Genomic DNA, 21,499 nt, shown 5'->3' with positions numbered 1-21,499 from the left:
GGTTCCTAATGGACATAGCCTACTACGGTTCAGGAATATACTCAGGCCCAATAGTATCAACATTCATACCAATAAGTAGTAGTTTACCAGTACAGGAACAGGTTGTTAAGGAGATTATAGCAAGTGGTTTACCATTCCTAGTGGGTTTTCCAGGCTACTTCTTAGCTGCAGCATTGATGGATAGGCTTGGTAGGAAGACTATACAAATCTTGGGCTTCTCAATGATGGCTACACTCTACTTAATTGTGACTAATTTAATGATAACACAGGGCACGAAGATATTAGGCTTTATAATACCAGCCAGCTATGCTCTAGCGATATATGCATTAACATTCTTCTTCATAGACTTCGGCCCAAACACCACAACCTTCGTAATACCAGCTGAGGTTTACCCAACATCACGTAGAACTACTGGTCACGGTATCTCTGCGGCAGCAGGTAAGGTAGGAGCCGCCATAGCCACACTGCTCTTTCCAACACTTCAAGCTATAATTGGGGTTAAGGGTATCTTAATAATATATGCAATAGCCGCGATTGCTGGAGCATTAATATCAATCCTATTAAAGGAACCTAAGCATATAGACTTAGAGGAGGTTTCAGAGGAGGAACTAATACCAGTTAGTTAAAAATCTTTAAGCTTTTTAAATAAGTTTTTAACTAATTTGCCTAACTATATCATTAACTTCATAAGGTGTATTGTTAAAATACGATTATCCTATTTTAGATTAGAGACTATTGCTTTGGAGCGTTAACTGAGGGCTCAGCCATTGTGATTAATCATTTATCACTAAGTGTAGTAATTGTGTAAGGCATGGTAATCAACATTTGCATGAATGAGTTTAGTGAGAATGCGGAAAAGTAACGGGCCCGGTGGGATTCGAACCCACGCCCTACGGGTTGCTTCGGTTATCACCTTAAAAGCCCGCCGCTCTAACCTGGCTGAGCTACGGGCCCTTGCCTAAACTCGGGGTTTAGGTATCTTATAAGTTTATCTCAATGTTAATCATGAATCCGCTTAATTATCATCATAAACCATAGTAAGACAGTGGCATTAACTAGCTGGTTAATGGGTAATAGGTAGTGTTCTCCACGTAATCCCTTAGTACATTTATCATCAATGGATTCTGACTTACACCAAATCCACAGCAGTCATCCCAAGCCCATATGCCTATGTAGGCTGGTTCCAATTCACTTACCTGGTTAAGTACCTCAGCCAGGTATAACGCTGGAGCAGTACAGTTGTACTTAATAAGTATGCCAGGATTTGCCTGAGATGGATTATACCAAGCATTCGCATCACATACTCTGAACCCAATCTCTCCCACGATTAACGTAAACCCATGTTGCTTCACTATTCTAAGATTACTTAATAAGGATGGATTAACGTAAACCATGTTCCCTTTATGTACGTAGGAGTAAATATCGTAACCCAGTATAGTTACATTGGCCTCCTTAGCGAAATTAATCATTGTATTGACATCAATGCAGCAATCATAGTAGTAAAACCCAGCCTCAGGGAATTCCCTCTCAAGCATGTGGTATGTGTTCACTAATGCTGCTTCGCAGTTGAGGGATTGTAGGCAACCCCACTGTTCACTGAATCCTATCATTAACCCCTTACCACTTGGGTCAATTACCTTCAGGTAATTCACAATGTGAGTTAAGTAACTGTAGTTGAAGTAAACTGGGTTATTTAACCTTCCTCTATAAGTCCAGTAAGTTGGGTACAGCGCTATGAAGACTGGTTGGCTAATATTTAGGTAATACTTGATTAATGCCAGGGAATTATTCAGCGTCTCAAGGCACATCACATCAGTACCACAGTAATAAACCGTGACAATACCAGCTAAGGCCCATCTAGGTATCGTTGTGTTAGGCATCCATGGTTCAATCCAAATTAGGATCCTGCCTCTTGTTAATTCAGTGTGCTTAATGTTAATGAAAGTAATGAAGATAACTAATACAATGAGAGTCGCAGCGGCTAGAATTAAGTATCTAATGTTCATAATACTTATAAGTTCAGGAGTGCATATTTAAAAGGTTTCTTCAATAATTAATACCTACCATACGCATTATGCTCAAGTGCTTCCCTATGTTAAGGAGGAACTTAGCTCCATAATGGCCGCATTATGATGCAGTGATTATTTAAGTGCCTTAACTGATTTAATTACTATTAATTCATCGCTTGATTCTATGACGAATTCATCACTAGGATTTATTAATACTTCATTATTCCTTAAGATACCGATGAGTATCCCTGCTTCTCGTTCTCTTACCTTAATTAGCGCATCCTTAAAGCTTAACCCGGCATATTCACTTGAACTTATTACTGAAATTTCACTATTTCCCCTAAGGAGCCTCATTATTGCCTTTAATGATCCCTTATAAATGGCTTCAGTCGCTATGGCAACTGTTGTTAATGAACCTACGGCAATAGTCTCATTAGCTCCAGCCTTGAGTACATATTCTGCATTACTCTCATTAAGAAGCTCAGCTATTATGTAAATGCTTGGATTAATGCTTCTAGCCACTATAACTTCCATAAGTGTTTTAGCATCGGCTGAATCGGAGTCCCCCTGGGGTAGGATTATTAATACTGCTGCCTTATCAACCTTAGCTCGAATTAACGTATCCTTAAGCGTTGGGTTACCTCTAATGAAGTCGACATCCTTAGGTAAGTTAGGAGGCTTATCTAGGTCACTAACGTAGACTATATCAATTAGTTTACCTGAATCCTCCATTAGTTTAATTAAAGCCTTAATTAAATTAATCGCCCTCTCTGGTTCACCTAAAATAATTATGTGATTCCCTCTACTAACCGGTCTAACACCGCTTGCTCTCTCCATAGCTCTTTCAGTTAATAACGTGGCTATTGACGCGGTTAATATGCTTATTACAGCTATACCAACCGGCATTATAACCATATCCACAACCTTACCTATGGTGGTTTGAGGAACAATATCTCCATAACCCACAGTGGTTATGGTCTCCATGACGAACCAGACAGCATCAAAGAAATTCCTAATGCTGGGATTATGGCCATGTTCAACTAGGTAAATACTTAATGCCCCAAGGAATAGCACTAGTATAAACATTAATATGACGTACATTACTAAGCTCCTTAACGCCCTCCTGATTCTCTTCATTAGCCTATACGTGTTCAATTGTATAATAGGCATAGTACCCTATGCTGGTTATTTTTAAACCAATAAATGTTTTAACAATCTTGTTAGTTAGGGAATATAACGTAGGGGTTATTTAATGTGATGAGTTTTCGAATAATAAAGTACCTTAGGATTAACCGGTGGTTTAGGTGACGGGAAAGGAAAAGTGATGCGGCCGCCGGGATTTGAACCCGGGATCTGCGGCGTTCCACGCGGGCGGTGCGTCAAGGGCATTACTTTATGGGCCTTTTAAACATTTCGTTAAGTACCTGTAAGAACCAATATGCCTTACATTACTAGGTATGATCGAGGAATAAACCATGACTAGGGGACTAGTTTTACTACTGGGTCTTCCCGAACCCTAGTACATCTGCGAAGTTACCCAAGTCCAGTAGACCATGGCCACTGAAGCTTACCAGTATTGTCTTCCTTTCACCAGTTCTCTTAGCCTCATCAGCAATCTCCTTAATTATAGGTAATGTATGGGCAGTCTCTGGAGCTGGTATGTAGCCCTCCACCTGGGCAAAGACTTGAGCCATCTTAAATACGGTGTCCTGGTCATAATCCCTTCCCTCCACGTAACCCTTATTCATTAGGTATGATAATGTTGGGGCAACCGCATGATACCTAAGTCCACCAGCGTAAATTGGCGGTGGAATGAAGTCTGAGCCTATAGTGTACATCTTCAACTGTGGTAGAACCCTACCGGTGTCTGGGTCATCATACTTATAAACACCCCTAGTAACCTTAGGCACCTCAGAGGCGCCTACCGCAATATACCTCCGCCTAACCTTCCCGTTCCTAAGCTCATCACCCATGAATGGGTAAAATGCGCCACCCCAATTGCTACCACCACCCACTACCCCTATCATTACATCCGGATCCTCACCTATCAGTTCAAGTTGCTTTTTAGCTTCAAGTCCGGCAATGGTCTTAAACATTATGTCCGTGTTTATGACGCTGCCCACAACGTACTTACCATTATTACTAAGTGCGTACTCTGCTGCTTCAGTTATAGCCACACCTAGGCTACCTGGGTGATTAGGATTCTCCCTGAGGAGCTTCCTCCCGAATTCCGTTAATTCACTTGGGCTTGCGTGAACCTCGGCACCATACATTTGCATTTGGAACCTCCTAAGTGGCTTAGCATTATAGCTTGCCCTAACCATGAATACGTGGGCCTTGACCTTAAATAATGCAGCCGCCAAGGCAACTGCAGCACCCCATTGCCCAGCTCCAGTCTCAGTAGTCACTAGGTTCGCCCCATCCTTAAGAGCATAATAGACCCAGGCTAACGCTGAATTAACCTTATGGCTTCCAGTGTACGTGTAGCCCTCCATCTTAAGGTATATTTTAACTGGGGCATTCAAGTACTCCTCAAACCTCCTGGCCCTAATCAATGGTGTTGGCCTACCAACTTGAAGATACCTCTCACGCACCTCCTCAGGCATCTTAATGAACCTCTCCGTGGAGGACTCAAGCCTAAGGGGCTCAGAGGGTATGACCCTCTTAAGCAACTCGAGTCTCCTTCCATTATCAGGATCCTGAGGAGGTGGGAGTGGCTCAGGAAGGTCAGCGAGGATATTGTACCAGTGGTCTGGGATTTCATCTGGAGGTAGGTCTATCCTGTACTGGCTTAGTGACTTACCCAAATAGTGACCACCTATAGGGTATAGGTCAGCTTAGTTTATAAGCATAAACCCGGGAATCCGCAGCATAGGATGATCAGTGGGTGAGGGTTTTTAAAGCGGTTTAACCGGCTTAGTAGGGTGTACGTTAGTAGTGAAGATGAGAGGTTACTTAGGGAGGGTGGGTGCTTGGCTAAGGCCCTTGAAACAGTTATTAAGGTTGGTGAGGCTGTAAAGGCCGATAGGCTACTTGACGTTGACACGGTGCACGTTAGTGGCGTTAGCTACCTAACAATTGGTGAAGCTGGACTAGAATTCCTAAGGGACATTTCAAGCAGTGGGGCTAGGTTCAGGGTCTTCACTACCGTTAATCCAGCTGGGGTGGAGTACGGTAACTTGAATTTACCCGTTAATGAGGGTTTTGTTAAGAAGCAGATGGAGATAGTTGATTACTTAAGTAAAATGGGGGCTAGCCTATGGTTAACCTGTTCCCCCTACGAGTTCATTAAGCCTCAGCCGGGTTCAATACATGCGTGGGGTGAATCAAACGCAATAGCTTACATTAACTCGGTTAATGATGCATATACGGAGAAGCTTCCTGGGCCATTCACAATAATAGTGGCCATAGCCGGTAAGGTACCTAGGTTTGGGCTTTATGTTGAGGAGAACAGGATACCTAAAGTTATTGTGAAGGTTAATGCTAAGCTCACTCCAGTTAAGGCTGGGTTACTTGGGAGGGTTACTGCAGGTAAATTAAAAGGTGAAGTACCATTCATTGATTATGATGGTTGGGATAAGCAACTGCTTAAGTCATTCTTAGCCAGCTATGCAACCTACTCACCCACCCCACTTGCGGTAATTAAGGGTGTTAACCCGAATTGGCGTAGGTACTTAGGGATGGTTGATAAGCCTGATTTCATAATCATTGATGAAGCCGAGTTAAGGTATGAACAACCCAGTGACTACGATGCATTATTCATAGGGTGCCCTCATGCAAACCTAGAGGAAGTAATGAGTATTGTTAGGGTTCTTGAGAGGCATGGATATAGGAAGCTCATGAAGCCGCTTATAGTGTCAACCTCAAGGTTCATTAAAAGTTCACTAAGCCCTGAACTAATTAATAGGCTTAGGGAGGCTAATGTATATTTAATCACTGATACTTGCCCCATGGTGTCACCAATACTTCAGGGATTAGGCATTAGGAGGGTAGCAACGTCATCATCTAAGGCAATATTTTACCTGCCTAGGTTGGTTAATGTTAACGCCATGCCATGCAGCATCGAGGATTGTTTAGAGAATGAACTAAGTAACTATTGATTCCTTATTTTTACATATAAGTCTTTTAAAAGAACAGGGAGTACAGGGTCGTGGTACTACTTAGGTACAAGTGCCCCTACTGTGGGAGTAGGTTAGTAATGTTCAGTAGGCTTGATGTAATAGTTATTGGGTGTAGTAAATGCGGAATATACGTGATGGTTGATGCGGAGGAGGCCGTTAATGAAGTTGAGGCTGAAGACGTGGGTAAGCCTATTGAGAAGGCCTTAGCTAGGAAACTGTATAAGAAGTACCTAATGTACTCGGTTAAGGCTATGGCTAGGAGGGAGAACGCTAAAAGTATTAATAATTCCCCAAAGGATAGGTGATTAGTGGTGGAGATTAACGCCAGTGAAGATTACGCAAAGAAGATGAGAGCATTCCTACTTGAGCTTTCAAATAGACTAGGTGTTAGCCTAAATTGGGTAATTGACGTATACTACTGGCTCTCGGATAACATTAAGTCAAGGGAATTTCAACTAGAGGGCGAGGTAAACAAGCCAACAAGGGCAGAAATAATAAGGATATTTGATAACGGTGAGGAGGTGACTGGGGTTAGGTTGAGGTTCTCCTCGGATAGTAGAAGAAACGAATACTACTACACCATAGTGGGTAAGTATGGGGCTAAGTGCACTTGTGAACGTAACATGATTAATGGTAAAGTGTGTAAACATATAGTGGCTGGGTTAATATTAATGAACGTGATTAATGTTTTAAAGTACGGGAAGGTGATTAATCTAAGTAGTTATGAATGGCTCAATGAGGGAGGTAAAGGAGGCGTACGAGAAGATAGCAGGGGTTTATAGGGAATCAAGGAGGAGTCCATGGGTAACAGTATTCGATAAACTACCGGTTAGGCAATATGATGTGGTTCTCGATGCCGGCTGCGGTAATGGTTCTAATACGCGTTATGCAGTCTCAGTAATTCATCATAAAGCATACGTGGCTTGCGACGTGGCATACAACATGGTTAAGAACCTTCATGATGAATTAGGCGGTGCGGTTGAATACGTTAATTGTGATGCTAGATTATTACCCTTCAGATCATCATCAGTGGATCTTTACATGACCATTGCAATGCTTCACCACTTAAATAGGGATGATAGGGAATTAGCCTACACTGAGGCTAAGAGGGTACTGAAGAATAATGGAGTATTCTTAGCTACTGTGTGGGGTTGTGGTGAAGCTAATTGCGATAGGATTATTAAGTGGTCATGGGGCCTTAAGGAACCTGTTGAAAGATATTACCACTTATTCACTAAGGGTGAATTAGATGGTGAAGTATCAGTGAACCTAAAGGTCATATTCACTACTGAGGTGCACATTGGACGTAGGGTTAATTACCTAGTCTTAGCTGTAAAGGGAGATTAACTAAGCCATTAAACCACCTTAGTGGAATGCACTTAATTATTGGTGTATTACCTATGTTATTATGTTTAAACTGAGTTTCAACTAGGCTTAACTTTCCTCACGTAGACACTACAGAATACACTGCATTACTTAAGTTGATGCGTCTAACTAATTCATAATTATGAACCTCAGCGATAATGTACTTATCCCTAGCTAAGTCAGCCAGAAGACTCATTAAGACATCCCATGTTTCATTGCTCATGCAGTAATCCAGGTTATCCACTAGGAGTATATCACCCCTATTCATTAGTATGACCTGAGTTGAGACAGCTAGGATTGTTCTAAGGTGGCATGGTAATTGAGCCCCAATCCTGTAGATACCTTTATTATCCCTAAAACCCAAGGTTAAACTTCCATTGAATAAACCAACCCTGATGGATCTATAGCCAAGCTTAGCCATAGCTTTCCTAAGTAACCCAACGTCACTATCAAACTTAGGATTCATGAAAATCTCAGCTAAGGCTCTAATAGCCCCTTCCCCATTCTTCCCAAGGCTCTCAACATGGCTTAAGGACTGGTCCTTACTCTCATATTCGAAGTAGGGGCCAAGCATGTGAACCTTATGGTTCAATAACTCACTCCTAATTAGATTCATTAAAGCCCTAGATGATTCTAAAACTTCCTCATTACTACTTATTAGCACTGACGCCTCCCCTTCAGGCACCCTTAAGGTGTCTTCACCAGCCAAGTTCCATGCATCAGTGACAGGGGCTTCAATGGGATGAGTAATCATGGACCTTGAATCATCAGCCTCAGTAACCAGTAAAGTCTTGTCCCTGGTTTTAATAATCTGCCTAAGTGATCTACCATTATGCTCAATTATGTACTCTAAGTGAGCCTCAGTATCCTTTAGCTCTAGCCCAGTGATCTTACCGGCTATCTCATTACTAATCCTAGCCCTAACCATTATGCTAACCTTACCAAGCCAATTAATCTTAGCCTTAACATTACCACCTATGTTGGAGAATGTGCTCCAAAGTATGTTAATTAACCTAGATTTACCTGAACCTGGAGTTCCAGTAATTAAGGTTACTGGCATTAAGTTAATGGTGGCTGAGACACCATTCTCCTCTTCAACGCTTAAGCTCACTATCATTGCCCAAGGATCTAATATGCCTTTAAATGCTTTAAACTAAGTGATGAGTAATTAATCCGATGTAGCTTACCTCATTGCACTCATGTGTTAAATACTTTAAATGTAACGAGGTTTAAGGATTAAAGTGAGTTCAACAATAAATAAGATAGCCTTACTTAACGGGATGAGGGCACTTGGCTTTTCACTTATCTGGCCCTACATTGGCCTAATACTATATAAGTTAGGTTTACCGTTCTGGTTAATCGGCATTTACTACAGCGCGCAAATGCTCATTAACACAATCTCACAGGTAATTGGCGGTGTCTTAACGGATATTCTGGGTAGAGTTAAGTTGATGATTATTGGTAATGTCGGGTCAGTTATAGTTCTCTTGTTAACATACTTCTTAATAAAGTTCAACGTCATAGTGGTGATGGTGCTATTGTTAACTCAGTCATTATTCAATAGTATGTTTGCAGTAGCCAGTTCAACAATTGTCGGTGATCTTGAGAAGGGGTTAGGTAACTTAATTAAAGCATACTCCAGAATTAGAGTGGGGGCTAATGCTGGTTGGGCATTGGGCCCATTAATAAGTGGCTATGTAATGTATTACCTGGGTTATGGTTACGTATTTTTAATAACTGCATTAATGGCATTGGCCTCTACACCATTAATACTAATGCTAAGGGGATTAGAAAGGAGGATAGTGTCATTTAAATTAATTAAGGTTAATGTCCCCTTCGCCCTATTCCTAATACCAACAATGCTTCTCTTCTCAACAATGGGGTTGCTTGGCTTCGCCTTAACCACATACTACAATGTTGTGAAAAATATTAAGATCTCCGACATAGGACTAGTGTATGCACTTAATGGCTTCATGGTTGTGGTTCTACAGGATAAAGTTGGCAACTTTCTATCAAGAAGGGATGTGAGGTACTGGTTAGTGTATGGTTCATTAATATACTACTTCTCGTATAGCTTAATATTCATCATAAGTAACATATACGAGGCACTACTCGACATAGCCCTAGTAACTACCGGAGAAATCATTGTTTCACCCATAGTGCTGGCGATAGCTATGAATATGGCTGAGAGTGATAAGAGGGGTCAGTATATGGGTGTTTTTGGGTTAGTCTCCAATATTGGTAGAACCATGGGCTCAGTCATATCTAGTGAGGCTATGCAGTACATGATTAATAACCCATTCCTACTATGGCAGTCACTATCATCCCCAGCCTTAGCCGCCTCAGTAATTTACTTAGGCTTATTTAGGATTAACCGCAGGTTAACCAGCATGACTAGGCAACTTCACTAAATGTAAGCTACTCTTACTAGCCATGCGGCCGTTAATTGAGATTAATTACCTAAGCTATGATGTTCCCATACCTAAGTAGCATATCCTTCATTTTCAATGCGTCCTGCTCTAACAGGGGGGATTCACATATTATTGTGACTTCCACATCCTCCTTAGCTAATTCCTGCGCCAATGGTTCAAAGGGTGGGTTATTAGTGTCTATTGGTTCATGTTCATCAATCCATTCTCCATTCCGATACTTAACTGCAGTGAAGTGAGTGTGCATTGGTTGATTACCGAAATACTCCCTCCACATGCTTAATATAGCCCTATAATCTATGTTACCCCCATTTCTCGCATATACATGCCCCCAATCCACCACAGCTACTACCTGAGGGTTATTAACCTCCTTAACAAGCCTGAATGTCTCCTCAAGCCCACCGAACTGGTTCCTCCTAGCCATTACCTCCAGGCCTAGTTTAACGTGACTGATCCCCTCCTTACCCATTAATTCAATAATCTTAATCACAGACTCCTTAACAGCATTATAGCATCCCTCCGGCCCTAATTTACCGTAGTACGCTGGGTGAAAGACAACCACCGTGGCCCCCATTGCCTCACCCCTCTCCAGGGATTCCATAAGCCTCTTAATGCTTGCCTCAACGGTACTGTTCTTATCACTGCATAGGTTTATGAAGTATGGTGCGTGAATAGATAATCTAACCCCAATTTCCTTAGCTAATTTTCCAGCATTTTCAGCATCAGCCACACTCATCCTAACTCCTCTAACGAACTCAATCTCCATGGCATTTAGCCCAACGTCCTTAACGTACTTGATTCCATCTAATGTGCTTCTCTTACCCTTTAAGCCTATTGGTATTCCAGCAGGGCCTACGTAAACTTTAGCCATTTAAGTGAGGCAGGCATTATGCTTTAATTATTTTTGCCTGAGCCGCGATCTTAAGCATTACTAAGTCATTAAACAAGCCAATGAGGCTTCTTGCTCATGAATGCTAGTGCGATATTCCTCAACTCAACTGGTAACTCATTAACTTGAGCAGTATTGTTAAGAATCATTATTTTACCTTTAAGTAGGGAATCCTTTACAACACTACTTCTAACGGTCTTAAGCTCCTTAATGACTGCATCCTTGATGCTTCTAGTTCTTCTAGGCCTAATTACGAACCATCTGCCATCCCTTATGAATGGGCCCACAATATTACTAGCGTTAATGTATTTCTCAATAAATACATCAGCTTCACTAGTCCAAACAGGAGGACCCACGTGAACCTCATATTCTGGTAACTCAGGTTCCTCAACCGTAAGCATTACTACAATGTACTTATCCTGCGGTGTATAGAGACCCATGTCAACTGGTTTGAAACCACTATTACTTACAGTGCTCCATATGGTTGACGCCATCCTCCTCAATTGACCCCAGACAATGTCTTCAACGTAACCCTTAGGGTACTCCCCATACATGACTAGTGTCGGTGTTGGCAGTGTCAGTGATGCTGCGGGTGATTGCATACCGCTGGTGAAGAAAGCCATGCTTGGTTTCCTGAGGAAGTGCTTGGATGCAGCTATGAATGTTGCCATAGAGTCTAGGGATACTGCAGCAGCAGCGTTTCTGCTTGGGTCAACTGGGTCAATGACCACTAGCGGTGTGTTAAAGTTACCTTGCCCTGGGGCCTCGAGGGTTATTTTAACTTTAAATGGAACCCATTTTGAGGCAGCCTTAAGCACATTCATAAAGCCACCATAGGCTAGCGTTATCAATTCTGTTAAGTAACCGCTAAAGCCCTGAACCTTAACCTCTGCACCATAAACATTAATGCTCTTCATCATTAATTTAAGTAACCTAACATCACTCTCAAGGCCACTTAATTTGCTCTTTAAGTAAAGTGTGTGAAGAGGAGTCCTATCGGCTGCTGTTACTGGTTTTTCACCAAGCTTAATTCTTATACATGGAACTACATCAATGTTAAAGCCATTATACATTAATGTTAAGTACGGGTGTTGCGCGTAATTCATAACCCAACTTATGCCTATTTCAGAAAATGCAGAAGCTAAATTCCTCACTAATTCCCCTGACTTAACAAGAGTAATGTACTTATCGTTACGTGGGAAAATTAGAAAGATATCAATATCCCTATCTCCAGGTAACCAAGTACCGTGGGCAACAGAACCCTGTAAAGTAACCTCAGCCTCTAAACCTAATTCACGTACCTTACCTTCAAGTATACTTATTACTTCTGCAGCAGTATCATTAATTACCTTAACCTCATCTTGACTTGGGGTAACGATTCTAAGGGCCTCCTCAATAATGTCCTCAACGCTAGGCACGTTAACTCGCCAATGGTTGCTTTTTAATTCCTTACCCAACCCTGGAATTAGCGTTTACTTTTTATTAAAGACGCCTTGTTCATTAATCGCCTTATCGGCTTCCTCAAGATCCTTAAGTGTGTCTATTGACTTCCAGTAAACGTCACCATACGTAACGCCTACGAGTTTCTTATCCCTAGCTAGCTTAGGGAACGTATGAACCTCAATATCACCCTTCTCCGGTAAGTAATCCTTTATGGAGGTCTTCAATGCGTATACACCTGCATTAATTAGGTAAGGTAACTGAGGCTTCTCTTGGAAGTTTAATATGAAGCCATTCTCATCAACCTGAACTATACCATATGGACTCTTAAGTGGTGTTAAAGCAATAGCCCCAATAACACCCCCCTGGAGGGAATCCATGAGTTTCCTTACTCTTAAATTAGTTATTATATCACCGTTAACAACAATGAAGCCATCATCATTAATGTACTTTAACGCGTTTCTAACAGCACCCCCAGTCCCCAATGGCTCCTTTTCAACACTGTAGTAGACCCTAATGCCGAATTGCGAGCCATCACCAACATAGTCGAATATCTTACCGCCAAGGTAACCAACAGCTAATACAACATCAGTAACCCCCTGTTCCCTTAACCAATCTATTTGCCAAGCCAATATTGGCCTACCAGCAACCTCAACAAGGGGCTTAGGTCTATCATCAGTAAGCGGCCTAAGTCTCTTCCCAAAACCACCTGCAAGTATTACAGCAAACATTGTCATTAAATCCAGAACTAGTGAGGGTTATTAACGATTACTTCCATTTAAGCAATGAATCCACGTAATCTATCTAAATGTAGGTGGTTTAATTATTTGCCTAGCGCTTAAATGATACGATTACGTGGTTATTGAACCTTAACCCTATGTATCTTAACCATGCATTTATCGCAGACTAGTATTTCCTCAATCACCGGCTTCTCGTATATTAATGACCTGTGGGAATGCCTATACTTAATTAGCATTTGGGATCCACATTGTGGACATGGCCCATCAGGCTCATTAATGCTTGAAACCTTGGAGGAGAACGTTGTTAAGGCTAAGTTAAGAGTCTCCTCAAGCCTTTCCCCAAGCCTATAAATGTCAACTGCGTAAACCTTAACGTTAAGGTACATTCCATTCCAAACCCTAACAGTGTCAATGAGTTTACTAACCTCATCAGCCAGGTAAAAGGCCCTATATGAAACAACCATAATGCTATCAACCTTATTTAATCCCATTCTTTCAACGAACTTAACTGGGTCATCAATGAGCAAGTAATCCTCATTAGGTAGCCAAATAAGCATGCTTAATGAACCTGACTTAGCAATATAGGCTTCATCATTAAGCTTACTTAGGGTAAAGCCCCTCTCCTCCATTATTTTACTTAGATCCTCAATGATCTCCTCCTTCTCCACGGGCTTAAGCATTGTTTTAATCAGTTTAAAAGCTTACATCTATGCCTACATTATGGAGTTAACCTTTAGGTAGAGCTTGGTTTTCCCCGTGTATTTCATTATTCTGTTGTTTTCTTTTATCTAGTGAATGCTTCTAGCCTGTTAAGTATCCTTCAGCTTCATCGTTAATTGAAGAAACCATGAATCCACAGCACACTAACCTCACCGGCAACATTAAAGGATCAGAAAGCAGTCACATAGGAATACTAACAGACTATTGGGCCTCAATCCTAGTGCACTTAGTAGGTTCCTCATCAGTGAGGATTAGGCTTATGGATTCCTCATCCATTACTGAGCATAAATAGGTTTTAATCCCCATTTCAGCTAATTCAACAGCGTGCCTAAGTTTACCCATTAAACCTCCTGTGGCATCAACCCCCCTACTACCGTATGATACGCGGATACTTGGTTTAAACACCCTAATTAACTCACCCTTCCTAGGTCCTCCGGTGTAGACTCCCTCAACGTCCATTAGGAATAACGCGTACCTTGGCTTAAGTCGTTTAGCTAACTCAACCATTATCTCATCACCACTTAGTATGCTGAAGCCTAATTCATGATCATGAATAACGTCACCGTAAAACACTGGGACTATCTTAGTCTCCACTAGCCTTCTTGTTAAGTCTACTGCTTCGTTACTTAACCTAAGTCCACTCAGTGTTCTTACAAATACCGCCCCTGTCCTTATAGTGTATGTGGGTAATCCTATCTTAGAGAATATTGAGATTATCCTCTCATTAAGTAGGGTTAACGCTAGTGACGTAAATGATACACCGATTAACTGGGCATCATCTCTAATTCCCTTATCTAACCCATAAGCCTTAGCAATGGGGTGGGCAAACGATCCACCTCCATGAATTAAAACGGGTGTAACACCATGCCTCTTAATCAGTAATGCTAAGTTTCGCACCGGCTCCTCATTGAACGATAATGGCTTAGCCTTATCACTGAATGCTGATCCACCTAACTTAATTATTATCATCACGTTCACGTTGATTTTTCGCTTTTAAGTAATTCCCGTAAATGTTACTAAAGGTGATTAATCATTCCTCTTAACTCTTAGTACTGTGTAGGCGATTACTACGGCTACTGCCGCAGCAGTAATTGCAATGACTAATGTAGGCCACTGGGTGCGCGCTGGCTTAGTTATTCCCACTGCTTTAAATGTGATTGGCTGCTGTGAACCAGCAATTATTGAGTATAATTGTACCATTGCTGCAGTCCATATTTCCACATCATCAGGATTGATTGAACTTAATGGCTGACCCATTGTTATTAACCCAGTTTCAGGATCCCTATAGGTCACCCACGTATTGTTGACGTACGTTAAGAGTAAATTCCAATACATTTTAGAGAGTGTACTATTACCACTTACCTCGATGACTTTTTCAAGGCTTCTGAAGTATATGGCGTTAAACTCAGGGGGTTGTGAATATATGGCTCCTTGACTAAAGTAGCTCAATGATGCGTATGCGGTTTCCTCCGCTAGAATTAGGTATGATTCATTGTGCGTTGCCTCATATATTAACGCTGCCGCTGCTGCGGTAGTGCCTTGGTTATAGCTCCATATTGTTTCATCAATAGTACCATCTGGGTTAATGTGATCGTAATACAGCCCACTGGGTGATCTTAAGCATTCATTAACCCAGTTAAGTATTCTAATGGCCCACTTTAAGTAACTTGGGTTACCAGTCACCATGTATAATTCAACAGCCACCTCAGCAGCTGGGGAATTGGAGCATGTGTTTCTCGATAAGTCACCAACCCTCCAGTATATTCCTCCAGGACATTTTAATGATTCATTAGTACTCCAGCCACTTACTATAAAGTTGAATAGTTCCTCAGCCCTCTTCAAGTACCTAGTATTATTAGTTACTAGGTACATTCTTATTAAGGCTAACGTAACCCACTCATTATCATCATAATACGTGTCACCACCTGGGCCAATTGGCGGGGTTACTGCTGACTCATACCCTGATGATGGGTTAAGTGGATTAGAGTAGTAACTTAAGCTCATGTAGTATTGATTAAATAGGCTAGTGAAGTTACTTAGGCCAGGTATCAAGGATAAGTATGTTAATGCTGATAAAATCTGGGAGTAGGTCCATAGGCAACTGTATTTTCCACAGGTAGAACCTTCGTATAAGTTCAAGTTACTTATATAGTAATGACTCTGAAGCGCATTAAATGTGGCTACAGCCCTCTTGGCGTATAGTTCCTTTAAACTTAATGCTGATGCATCACTTAGGTTAACTATGCTTAATATTATTAATGCCACTGCAAGTAAAGCAGCTAAGGTTAGTTTACTTGCCATAACTTATCGTTACTGAATATGCGTATAAGCTTTTAATGATTAGTAATCCATAACTCCTATGGTGGTTTATGGTTTATTCAATCACATTACCAAGCAAGTTTATTGATGAGGCGCCGGTTATCTTAATTCTCACAAATGAGCCTAAGCGGCCTTCATTAACGATAACTGGCCTATAGTCCATTAACCTGGCCATAAGCCCCTTACCCTTAAACCCAGTTGAACTAATTAAGCCTTCGTAAGTACCACCAACGTACTCAAGATTCCTGGAGTACGCAACCTCAAGAGCCACCTTACTCAGTAAGCTGCTCCTCTGCTTCTTAATATGATCAGGTATTTGACGCATATAAGCTGCCTCAGTAAACGGTCTTGGACTATACCTAGCAACGTGTACCTTATCAATACTCAGTTCCCTAACTAGCCTCACACTATCCTGAAAGTCGACATCTTCCTCTCCAGGATGGCCAACTATAATGTCAGTGGCTATGAATGAGTTGTGGAAACTCCTCCTAATTAACCCAACTTCCCATTTAAATAAATCCACAGTGTATTTACGCTTCATTAATCTAAGTACCTTATCACTGCCGCTTTGCACAGGTATGTGGAAGAACCTGTAGATTCTCCAGTCACTCTTAATCACATCGATTAACCTATGTATGATTCCCTCAAGCTCTAATGGCTCAAGCATTCCTAACCTAATCAAGTATCGTCCATCAACATCCCTTAATACGGCTTCAAGTAAGTCAACCAAGTCGTACCCCTTATCCTTACCGTATGCTGAAATCTCCTGTCCAGTTAGGTAAATTTCCCTAGCACCCCTAGTAACGGCCTTGGCTATGGATTCCTTAACCATATTTAAGTCAGCACTCCTAACCCAGCCCATACCACCCCTAGTGTACTTTATTATGCAGTATGAGCAGTTCCCAAGGCAACCCACTTGAATAGGGACAACGTAAATGTGGCTTAACTCATTGTGTTGAGGAATCCTCACCATTAATCGTTCACTCGAATTACCACCATTTCTTAAAGTCTCAGCAAAATTCTCAACTGAACTTGGGTTCACTAGCAGCGCATTAGGGGCTAATCTCATTATTTCACTAGGCCTTGCCTTAGTTAAGCACCCAGCCACCACAAGTTTCTTACCTAGCTTAGAGTACTTCTCAATAGCCTTAAGCTCCCTAACCTCTGAATCCTCCCTAACAGCGCACGTGTTTATCAGTATTAAGTCAGCTTGCGTAGGATCATTAACTTTAACGTATCCGATTCTCCTTAAGTCCTCCTCCATTAATTCTGAATCAGCCTTATTCAACCAGCAGCCGTAAGTTTCAATATAGTACATTGGCACAATACCTTCAAACATAAGCGATTTAAAAACCTTTAAACACAATTATGAAAATCCCCAACTGAGTTTAATCATCAATGCTGGCTTACCTTGACCAGCAACTTAGATTAAGGCGCTTTATTTGATTTTCCACTTTAATGATCTAAGGGGTACTTCTATTGATTTTATTGATTGCCTTAACTTCGTAAGCTTCCCTTACTACTGCTCCTCCTCTCCTCAATGCTTCTACTGCCTTCTGGAAGTAGCCTTCCTTAGCCTCATAGATTAGTAGTGCCATTGCTAATTCCTCATTAATAGCGTATAGGTAGGTTAAAGTTAGGTTAAGGCCTAATTCAGCCAACGCCGAAGCTAACCTAGCCAAGGCACCAGGCCTATTAGGCAATGCAATAAAGAATACGAACACACCATTAGGTGAGGATAAGATACTCCTATACACCTGCCCAAAAACATTACCAACCTCACCAAGAACAGTGTTCAGGGATCTTAGGTTGTTTCCATGTATGCTTATTAAGTTATTAAGCATACACTAGTAATACTTAAGTATTTAATAAATTTTTGCTCATCATATTAACTTTAGCATTTAACTATATGCAGTTATTAAAAAGATCAATAAATATATTGATAAATCTAAAGAATTAAAATTACATACAATGATACTATATTTCGATAGTATATAAGGTAAGGTAACTTAAATGCGGATTAAGGGATATTATCGGATGCATGGGTTTAAGTCCCTGATCATTATCTCATGTAGGTAACCTGGATTAGTAGCACTCACCTCAGGTATTTATCTTCCCCTTTAAGCCAATCCTCCCTGATTGGACTGTATACATCTATCACTATTGAATCCTCCAGTGCTTCAACCTCATGCTCCATGTTTGAGGGTATGTGAACCACATCTCCGGCTTCAGCAATGTATTCCTCATTATTTACCCTGAACCTTAATTTGCCTGTTACTATTACTGAGAATTGTTCATTAATGTGAGTATGCTTCTTAACTCTAGCCCCTCTCTTGAACATGAACTGTGCGAGTGTCATTCTTTCGCCGTTAATATACCTCCTTATTGTTAATGCATTAACCTCCTCTCCCTTTATGTTGCTTAATCTGTAAAGGGGCATAATTATGGCTTCAGCACCAAGTTATAAATGTTATTCATTAGTTTAATTCCCACCAATGTTACCGTTAAGTCGGATTAAGCGCAACTTCCATTCCCCTACTTACCCTATCACCAATACTGTAGCTAGCGTGCCTTATGTCTAACTGAGTGAACTTGTAGCCACAGTACGGGCATCTACCCCCAGTCCTCTTAATTAGGAGTTCCCAGATTTCACTATATGGCCTTAACCTCTTAAATACCATGACTACTCTACTGCAGTTGGTGCAATACAGTGCTATGACCATGATTTAGTATTCCCTTAGCGATATATAAGGCTATCGTTACCATATTTGAGAGAATATAATACTAGAAAATTATTTATACATTATCAACAATGAAAGTTATTGACTCCTTGCCGCCAACCCTAGTGCCTTCACTAACCTTCACGGTAAGTACATTACCCTTAACGTTAACTTCACCTGCCATTGATACTTCAACAACATTACCAGGAAGCCACCATAATATGTCATAAGGGTACTCGGTAACCTCCTCCTCATACTCGTCCTCATAATTATTAACGCCACTCCTCAGGGAACCCTTAAACGTTATTAGGAACTCTATGAAGGGTAAGTTAACTGTTAATAACCCAACATTAACGTAAACAACCTTGGCATGAACCCTAACACCATTTATCCTAATAACCTCCTCATCAAGGAACTGCTGCATGTTGCGTCTTAGTAGGCTTAATTCCCTCCTATACTCATCCTTAGATAAGTTAGCGTAGTAGAATTTAGGGTCAGTATAGTAGAATACCGTGTACTGTCTAACAGTACCGCTTAAATCCATTGTGAAGAAGCCCTTAGCGTAAATGGGCTTAACCTCCTCTGACATTAAGTTAACTGGGAGTGAACCTGCACTTAACGTTACCCTAATCCAACGGCTTAGCCTCCACTAGGAAGAACCAACCACTGCCACATTGCCTCTTATCAATGATTTTAACAACCTTTACCCTACTTGGTAAAGCCTCCTCACTGGGGCATGGATGACATATGCACCATGACTTGTCGAATAATGTTATTGAACCCTCGATAACGTAAGGTAGCTTAATGGGTAGTATCAAGTCCTCCTCCTCTACGACCACAGGCACCATTTCATCACCATTAAGTAGGCACTTATACGGAGACGGATACCTAAGCGGCCTAACTTCAGTAATTCTGTAAACCCTCCCAGGCCTTAACCTACCCATACATATGTTGTAGAGTTTACACTTATAGCATTCCTCAGGTATTTTAATTACCCTAAAGTTTCCTCCAACCCTTGCCTGAGGCTTACTAATCAGCGTTACAGTGGCCACTACTTAGAGTGAGCTGCAGCAGACTAAAAAGTCTTATAATCATGTTATTTTAGCTAACGCATCATCTAGTACCCTTATGGCCTTTCCCTCCTCACTTGGATCATTATCAACAATGGTTAAAGCGTAATCATTTCGCTTAACGTTTAATATGAATCCCTTATCGGAGCGTATTATAGTGTACATGTGCTTATGATTATCCATAGTTAAGTTAGACATTTCCTTAACATACGTAGTACCTAATGCGGCTAGCGTTGCCGTTAATGCGGCCCATCGATCCGGATCACCTGCACCATTGTAACTAATTAGAAGACCATCGAGGCTAGCTACATATATGCCCAATAAACCTTTAAGTTGCTTCCTAATATACATAATGGCTTCTGATAAATCCTTGGCATTTTGACTAGCGACACTCATTGATTTTCTTCCTACTGTCGATTTTTAAGCATTCCAAGTGTACTGCGGCTTTTAAGCTCCATTGAATTGCATATGGAGTACTTAAAAGGCTAATTAGATAGGCTACTTAGTGGTGTGTAATGGAGTATGATGAAGCTATTAGAAGAGCCGTTGATGCTAACGTGCCTAGAACCATGAATATCCTTGATAAATACCCTTACGTAACTGAGTTAGCTAAGGAGCTTAGGAAGGCTAAGGAGGAGGTTATTAGAAACTTAGAGTACTACGTAGATAAGACTATTAAGTCTATTGAAGCCATAGGCGCTAAGGCCTACTTTGCAAGGGATGGCGATGAAGCCAGAAGGATAATAAGTGGCATTGTAGGTAAGGGTAATGTTATAGTCCTAGGTAAGACAATGGTTGGTAATGAAATCGGGCTTAGGGAGTACTTAATCAGTATTGGTAATGAGGTTTGGGAAACAGACCTAGGTGAATTCCTACTTCAGTTAACTGGGGATAAGCCAACTCACATAGTCGCCCCTGCACTGCACATGACTAGGGAGAGGGCTGCCAGGGTTATTAAGGAGAAGCTGGGTGTTGATGTTAAGGCTGATCCATCTGAAATAGCGCAGGCCGCTAGGAGGTTCTTAAGGGATAAGTTCTTCAGGGCTAACTTTGGGATAACTGGGGCAAATGCGGTTGCTGCTGACACTGGGGCTGTGCTACTGATTGAGAATGAGGGTAACATAAGGTTCACTACCGTATCACCACCGGTGCACATAGTTTTAACGGGCATTGATAAGATAGTGCCAACCCTGCACCACGCCTTCATGGAGGTTATGGTTCAAAGCGCCTATGCTGGACTTTACCCACCAACGTACGTTAACTTAGTTGCTGGACCATCAACCACAGCTGATGTTGAGCAGACCAGGGTTTCCCCATCTCATGGTCCCAGGGAGGTTCACGTGGTCCTCCTCGATAATGGTAGATTAAAGGCATCTAAGGATGACTTACTTTGGGAGACGCTACTCTGCGTTAGGTGTGGTAGGTGCCACTTCCACTGCCCGGTCTACAGGGCACTAGATGGTTCATGGGGTGAATCCCCCTACGTGGGGCCAATGGGGGTTATGTGGACAGCCGTGGTTTACGGTATTGAGAAGGCTGGCCCACATGCAATGTTATGTATGCATGCGGGTACATGTCGTGAAGCATGCCCAATGAAGATTAATATTCCTGAAATAATACAGGGGATTAAGGCAAGGTACGTTAGGTTAGTGGCTAAGCGGTGAAGGGGTGTTGATG

At 41.5% G+C, this 21,499-nt stretch carries 24 protein-coding genes and 1 tRNA gene; 7 read left to right on the top strand and 18 right to left on the bottom strand.

Annotated elements, in window-relative coordinates:
• On the top strand, nt 1-626 hold a 626-nt coding region (locus Q0C29_RS10650; protein WP_292000640.1), incomplete at its 5' end, for an MFS transporter.
• Between the two features lie 236 nt (nt 627-862).
• Here Q0C29_RS10650 and Q0C29_RS10645 read toward each other — a convergent pair.
• From Q0C29_RS10645 to Q0C29_RS10630, 4 genes are all read right to left on the bottom strand, one after another.
• Nucleotides 863-954, bottom strand: a tRNA-Lys gene (locus Q0C29_RS10645).
• A 101-nt stretch (nt 955-1,055) separates the two neighbouring features.
• The gene (locus Q0C29_RS10640; RefSeq protein ID WP_292000639.1) at nt 1,056-2,006 is read right to left on the bottom strand and encodes a hypothetical protein; all 951 of its coding nucleotides are present in this window, start codon (nt 2,004-2,006) and stop codon (nt 1,056-1,058) included.
• 135 nt (nt 2,007-2,141) lie between these two features.
• Complete coding sequence (locus tag Q0C29_RS10635) at nt 2,142-3,179, bottom strand: ion channel (protein ID WP_292000638.1); 1,038 nt, start codon at nt 3,177-3,179, stop codon at nt 2,142-2,144.
• A gap of 326 nt (nt 3,180-3,505) precedes the next feature.
• A complete protein-coding gene (locus Q0C29_RS10630; RefSeq protein ID WP_292000637.1) occupies nt 3,506-4,816 on the bottom strand; it encodes a TrpB-like pyridoxal phosphate-dependent enzyme in 1,311 nt (436 codons plus the stop codon).
• A gap of 117 nt (nt 4,817-4,933) precedes the next feature.
• Here Q0C29_RS10630 and Q0C29_RS10625 point away from each other — a divergent pair, with 117 nt between their 5' ends.
• From Q0C29_RS10625 to Q0C29_RS10610, 4 genes are read left to right on the top strand one after another with little or no spacing between them, the layout of a single operon-like run.
• Nucleotides 4,934-6,109, top strand: a complete 1,176-nt coding sequence (locus Q0C29_RS10625; RefSeq protein WP_292000636.1) for an aconitase X catalytic domain-containing protein — start codon at nt 4,934-4,936, stop codon at nt 6,107-6,109.
• A 50-nt stretch (nt 6,110-6,159) separates the two neighbouring features.
• Nucleotides 6,160-6,435, top strand: a complete 276-nt coding sequence (locus Q0C29_RS10620; protein ID WP_292000635.1) for a hypothetical protein — start codon at nt 6,160-6,162, stop codon at nt 6,433-6,435.
• Nucleotides 6,436-6,441: 6 nt separating this feature from the next.
• Nucleotides 6,442-6,912 (top strand): hypothetical protein, encoded by a 471-nt coding sequence (locus Q0C29_RS10615; protein ID WP_292000634.1) that lies wholly within the window; start codon nt 6,442-6,444, stop codon nt 6,910-6,912.
• The gene (locus tag Q0C29_RS10610; protein ID WP_292000633.1) at nt 6,866-7,477 is read left to right on the top strand and encodes a class I SAM-dependent methyltransferase; all 612 of its coding nucleotides are present in this window, start codon (nt 6,866-6,868) and stop codon (nt 7,475-7,477) included. The genes Q0C29_RS10615 and Q0C29_RS10610 overlap by 47 nt, the downstream gene beginning before the upstream one ends.
• Before the next feature lie 97 nt (nt 7,478-7,574).
• Here the strand turns inward: Q0C29_RS10610 and Q0C29_RS10605 are convergent, their stop codons facing one another.
• Nucleotides 7,575-8,612, bottom strand: a complete 1,038-nt coding sequence (locus tag Q0C29_RS10605; RefSeq protein WP_292000632.1) for a hypothetical protein — start codon at nt 8,610-8,612, stop codon at nt 7,575-7,577.
• A gap of 124 nt (nt 8,613-8,736) precedes the next feature.
• Between Q0C29_RS10605 and Q0C29_RS10600 the strand changes: the two genes are divergently transcribed.
• Entirely contained in the window at nt 8,737-9,906 is a 1,170-nt protein-coding gene (locus tag Q0C29_RS10600; RefSeq protein ID WP_292000631.1) for an MFS transporter, read from the top strand.
• Between the two features lie 49 nt (nt 9,907-9,955).
• Here the strand turns inward: Q0C29_RS10600 and Q0C29_RS10595 are convergent, their stop codons facing one another.
• The 13 genes from Q0C29_RS10595 to Q0C29_RS10535 form a co-directional block, all read right to left on the bottom strand.
• Entirely contained in the window at nt 9,956-10,795 is an 840-nt protein-coding gene (locus Q0C29_RS10595; RefSeq protein ID WP_292000630.1) for a TIM barrel protein, read from the bottom strand.
• Nucleotides 10,796-10,863: 68 nt separating this feature from the next.
• Nucleotides 10,864-12,231, bottom strand: a complete 1,368-nt coding sequence (gene cca / locus Q0C29_RS10590; protein ID WP_292000629.1) for a CCA tRNA nucleotidyltransferase — start codon at nt 12,229-12,231, stop codon at nt 10,864-10,866.
• Between the two features lie 54 nt (nt 12,232-12,285).
• Nucleotides 12,286-12,984, bottom strand: a complete 699-nt coding sequence (locus Q0C29_RS10585) for a nucleotidyltransferase family protein (protein ID WP_292000642.1) — start codon at nt 12,982-12,984, stop codon at nt 12,286-12,288.
• Nucleotides 12,985-13,112: 128 nt separating this feature from the next.
• Complete coding sequence (locus Q0C29_RS10580; RefSeq protein ID WP_292000628.1) at nt 13,113-13,661, bottom strand: hypothetical protein; 549 nt, start codon at nt 13,659-13,661, stop codon at nt 13,113-13,115.
• A 253-nt stretch (nt 13,662-13,914) separates the two neighbouring features.
• Nucleotides 13,915-14,682 (bottom strand): isopentenyl phosphate kinase, encoded by a 768-nt coding sequence (locus tag Q0C29_RS10575; protein WP_292000627.1) that lies wholly within the window; start codon nt 14,680-14,682, stop codon nt 13,915-13,917.
• Between the two features lie 57 nt (nt 14,683-14,739).
• The gene (locus Q0C29_RS10570; RefSeq protein ID WP_292000626.1) at nt 14,740-16,014 is read right to left on the bottom strand and encodes a glycoside hydrolase family 76 protein; all 1,275 of its coding nucleotides are present in this window, start codon (nt 16,012-16,014) and stop codon (nt 14,740-14,742) included.
• A 73-nt stretch (nt 16,015-16,087) separates the two neighbouring features.
• On the bottom strand, nt 16,088-17,350 hold the full coding sequence (locus Q0C29_RS10565) for a tRNA (N(6)-L-threonylcarbamoyladenosine(37)-C(2))-methylthiotransferase (protein ID WP_367173681.1): 1,263 nt from the start codon (nt 17,348-17,350) through the stop codon (nt 16,088-16,090).
• Between the two features lie 145 nt (nt 17,351-17,495).
• A complete protein-coding gene (locus Q0C29_RS10560; protein WP_292000624.1) occupies nt 17,496-17,876 on the bottom strand; it encodes an amino acid-binding protein in 381 nt (126 codons plus the stop codon).
• A 251-nt stretch (nt 17,877-18,127) separates the two neighbouring features.
• The gene (locus Q0C29_RS10555) at nt 18,128-18,472 is read right to left on the bottom strand and encodes a cupin domain-containing protein (protein WP_292000623.1); all 345 of its coding nucleotides are present in this window, start codon (nt 18,470-18,472) and stop codon (nt 18,128-18,130) included.
• Nucleotides 18,473-18,536: 64 nt separating this feature from the next.
• Complete coding sequence (locus Q0C29_RS10550; RefSeq protein WP_292000622.1) at nt 18,537-18,755, bottom strand: hypothetical protein; 219 nt, start codon at nt 18,753-18,755, stop codon at nt 18,537-18,539.
• A gap of 73 nt (nt 18,756-18,828) precedes the next feature.
• A complete protein-coding gene (locus Q0C29_RS10545; RefSeq protein ID WP_292000621.1) occupies nt 18,829-19,341 on the bottom strand; it encodes a hypothetical protein in 513 nt (170 codons plus the stop codon).
• A gap of 37 nt (nt 19,342-19,378) precedes the next feature.
• A complete protein-coding gene (locus tag Q0C29_RS10540; protein ID WP_292000620.1) occupies nt 19,379-19,804 on the bottom strand; it encodes a UPF0179 family protein in 426 nt (141 codons plus the stop codon).
• A 39-nt stretch (nt 19,805-19,843) separates the two neighbouring features.
• The gene (locus Q0C29_RS10535) at nt 19,844-20,218 is read right to left on the bottom strand and encodes a roadblock/LC7 domain-containing protein (protein ID WP_292000619.1); all 375 of its coding nucleotides are present in this window, start codon (nt 20,216-20,218) and stop codon (nt 19,844-19,846) included.
• A 119-nt stretch (nt 20,219-20,337) separates the two neighbouring features.
• On the opposite strand from Q0C29_RS10535, the gene Q0C29_RS10530 reads away from it, so the two are divergent.
• Nucleotides 20,338-21,486, top strand: a complete 1,149-nt coding sequence (locus Q0C29_RS10530; RefSeq protein ID WP_292000618.1) for a lactate utilization protein B — start codon at nt 20,338-20,340, stop codon at nt 21,484-21,486.
• Nucleotides 21,487-21,499: the final 13 nt, after the last annotated feature.

Source organism: Caldivirga sp. (assembly GCF_023256255.1).
In the GTDB taxonomy this organism is placed as follows: domain Archaea; phylum Thermoproteota; class Thermoprotei; order Thermoproteales; family Thermocladiaceae; genus Caldivirga.
Note: the sequence above shows the minus strand (reverse complement) of the source record. Positions and strands in the feature narration are given on the sequence as shown.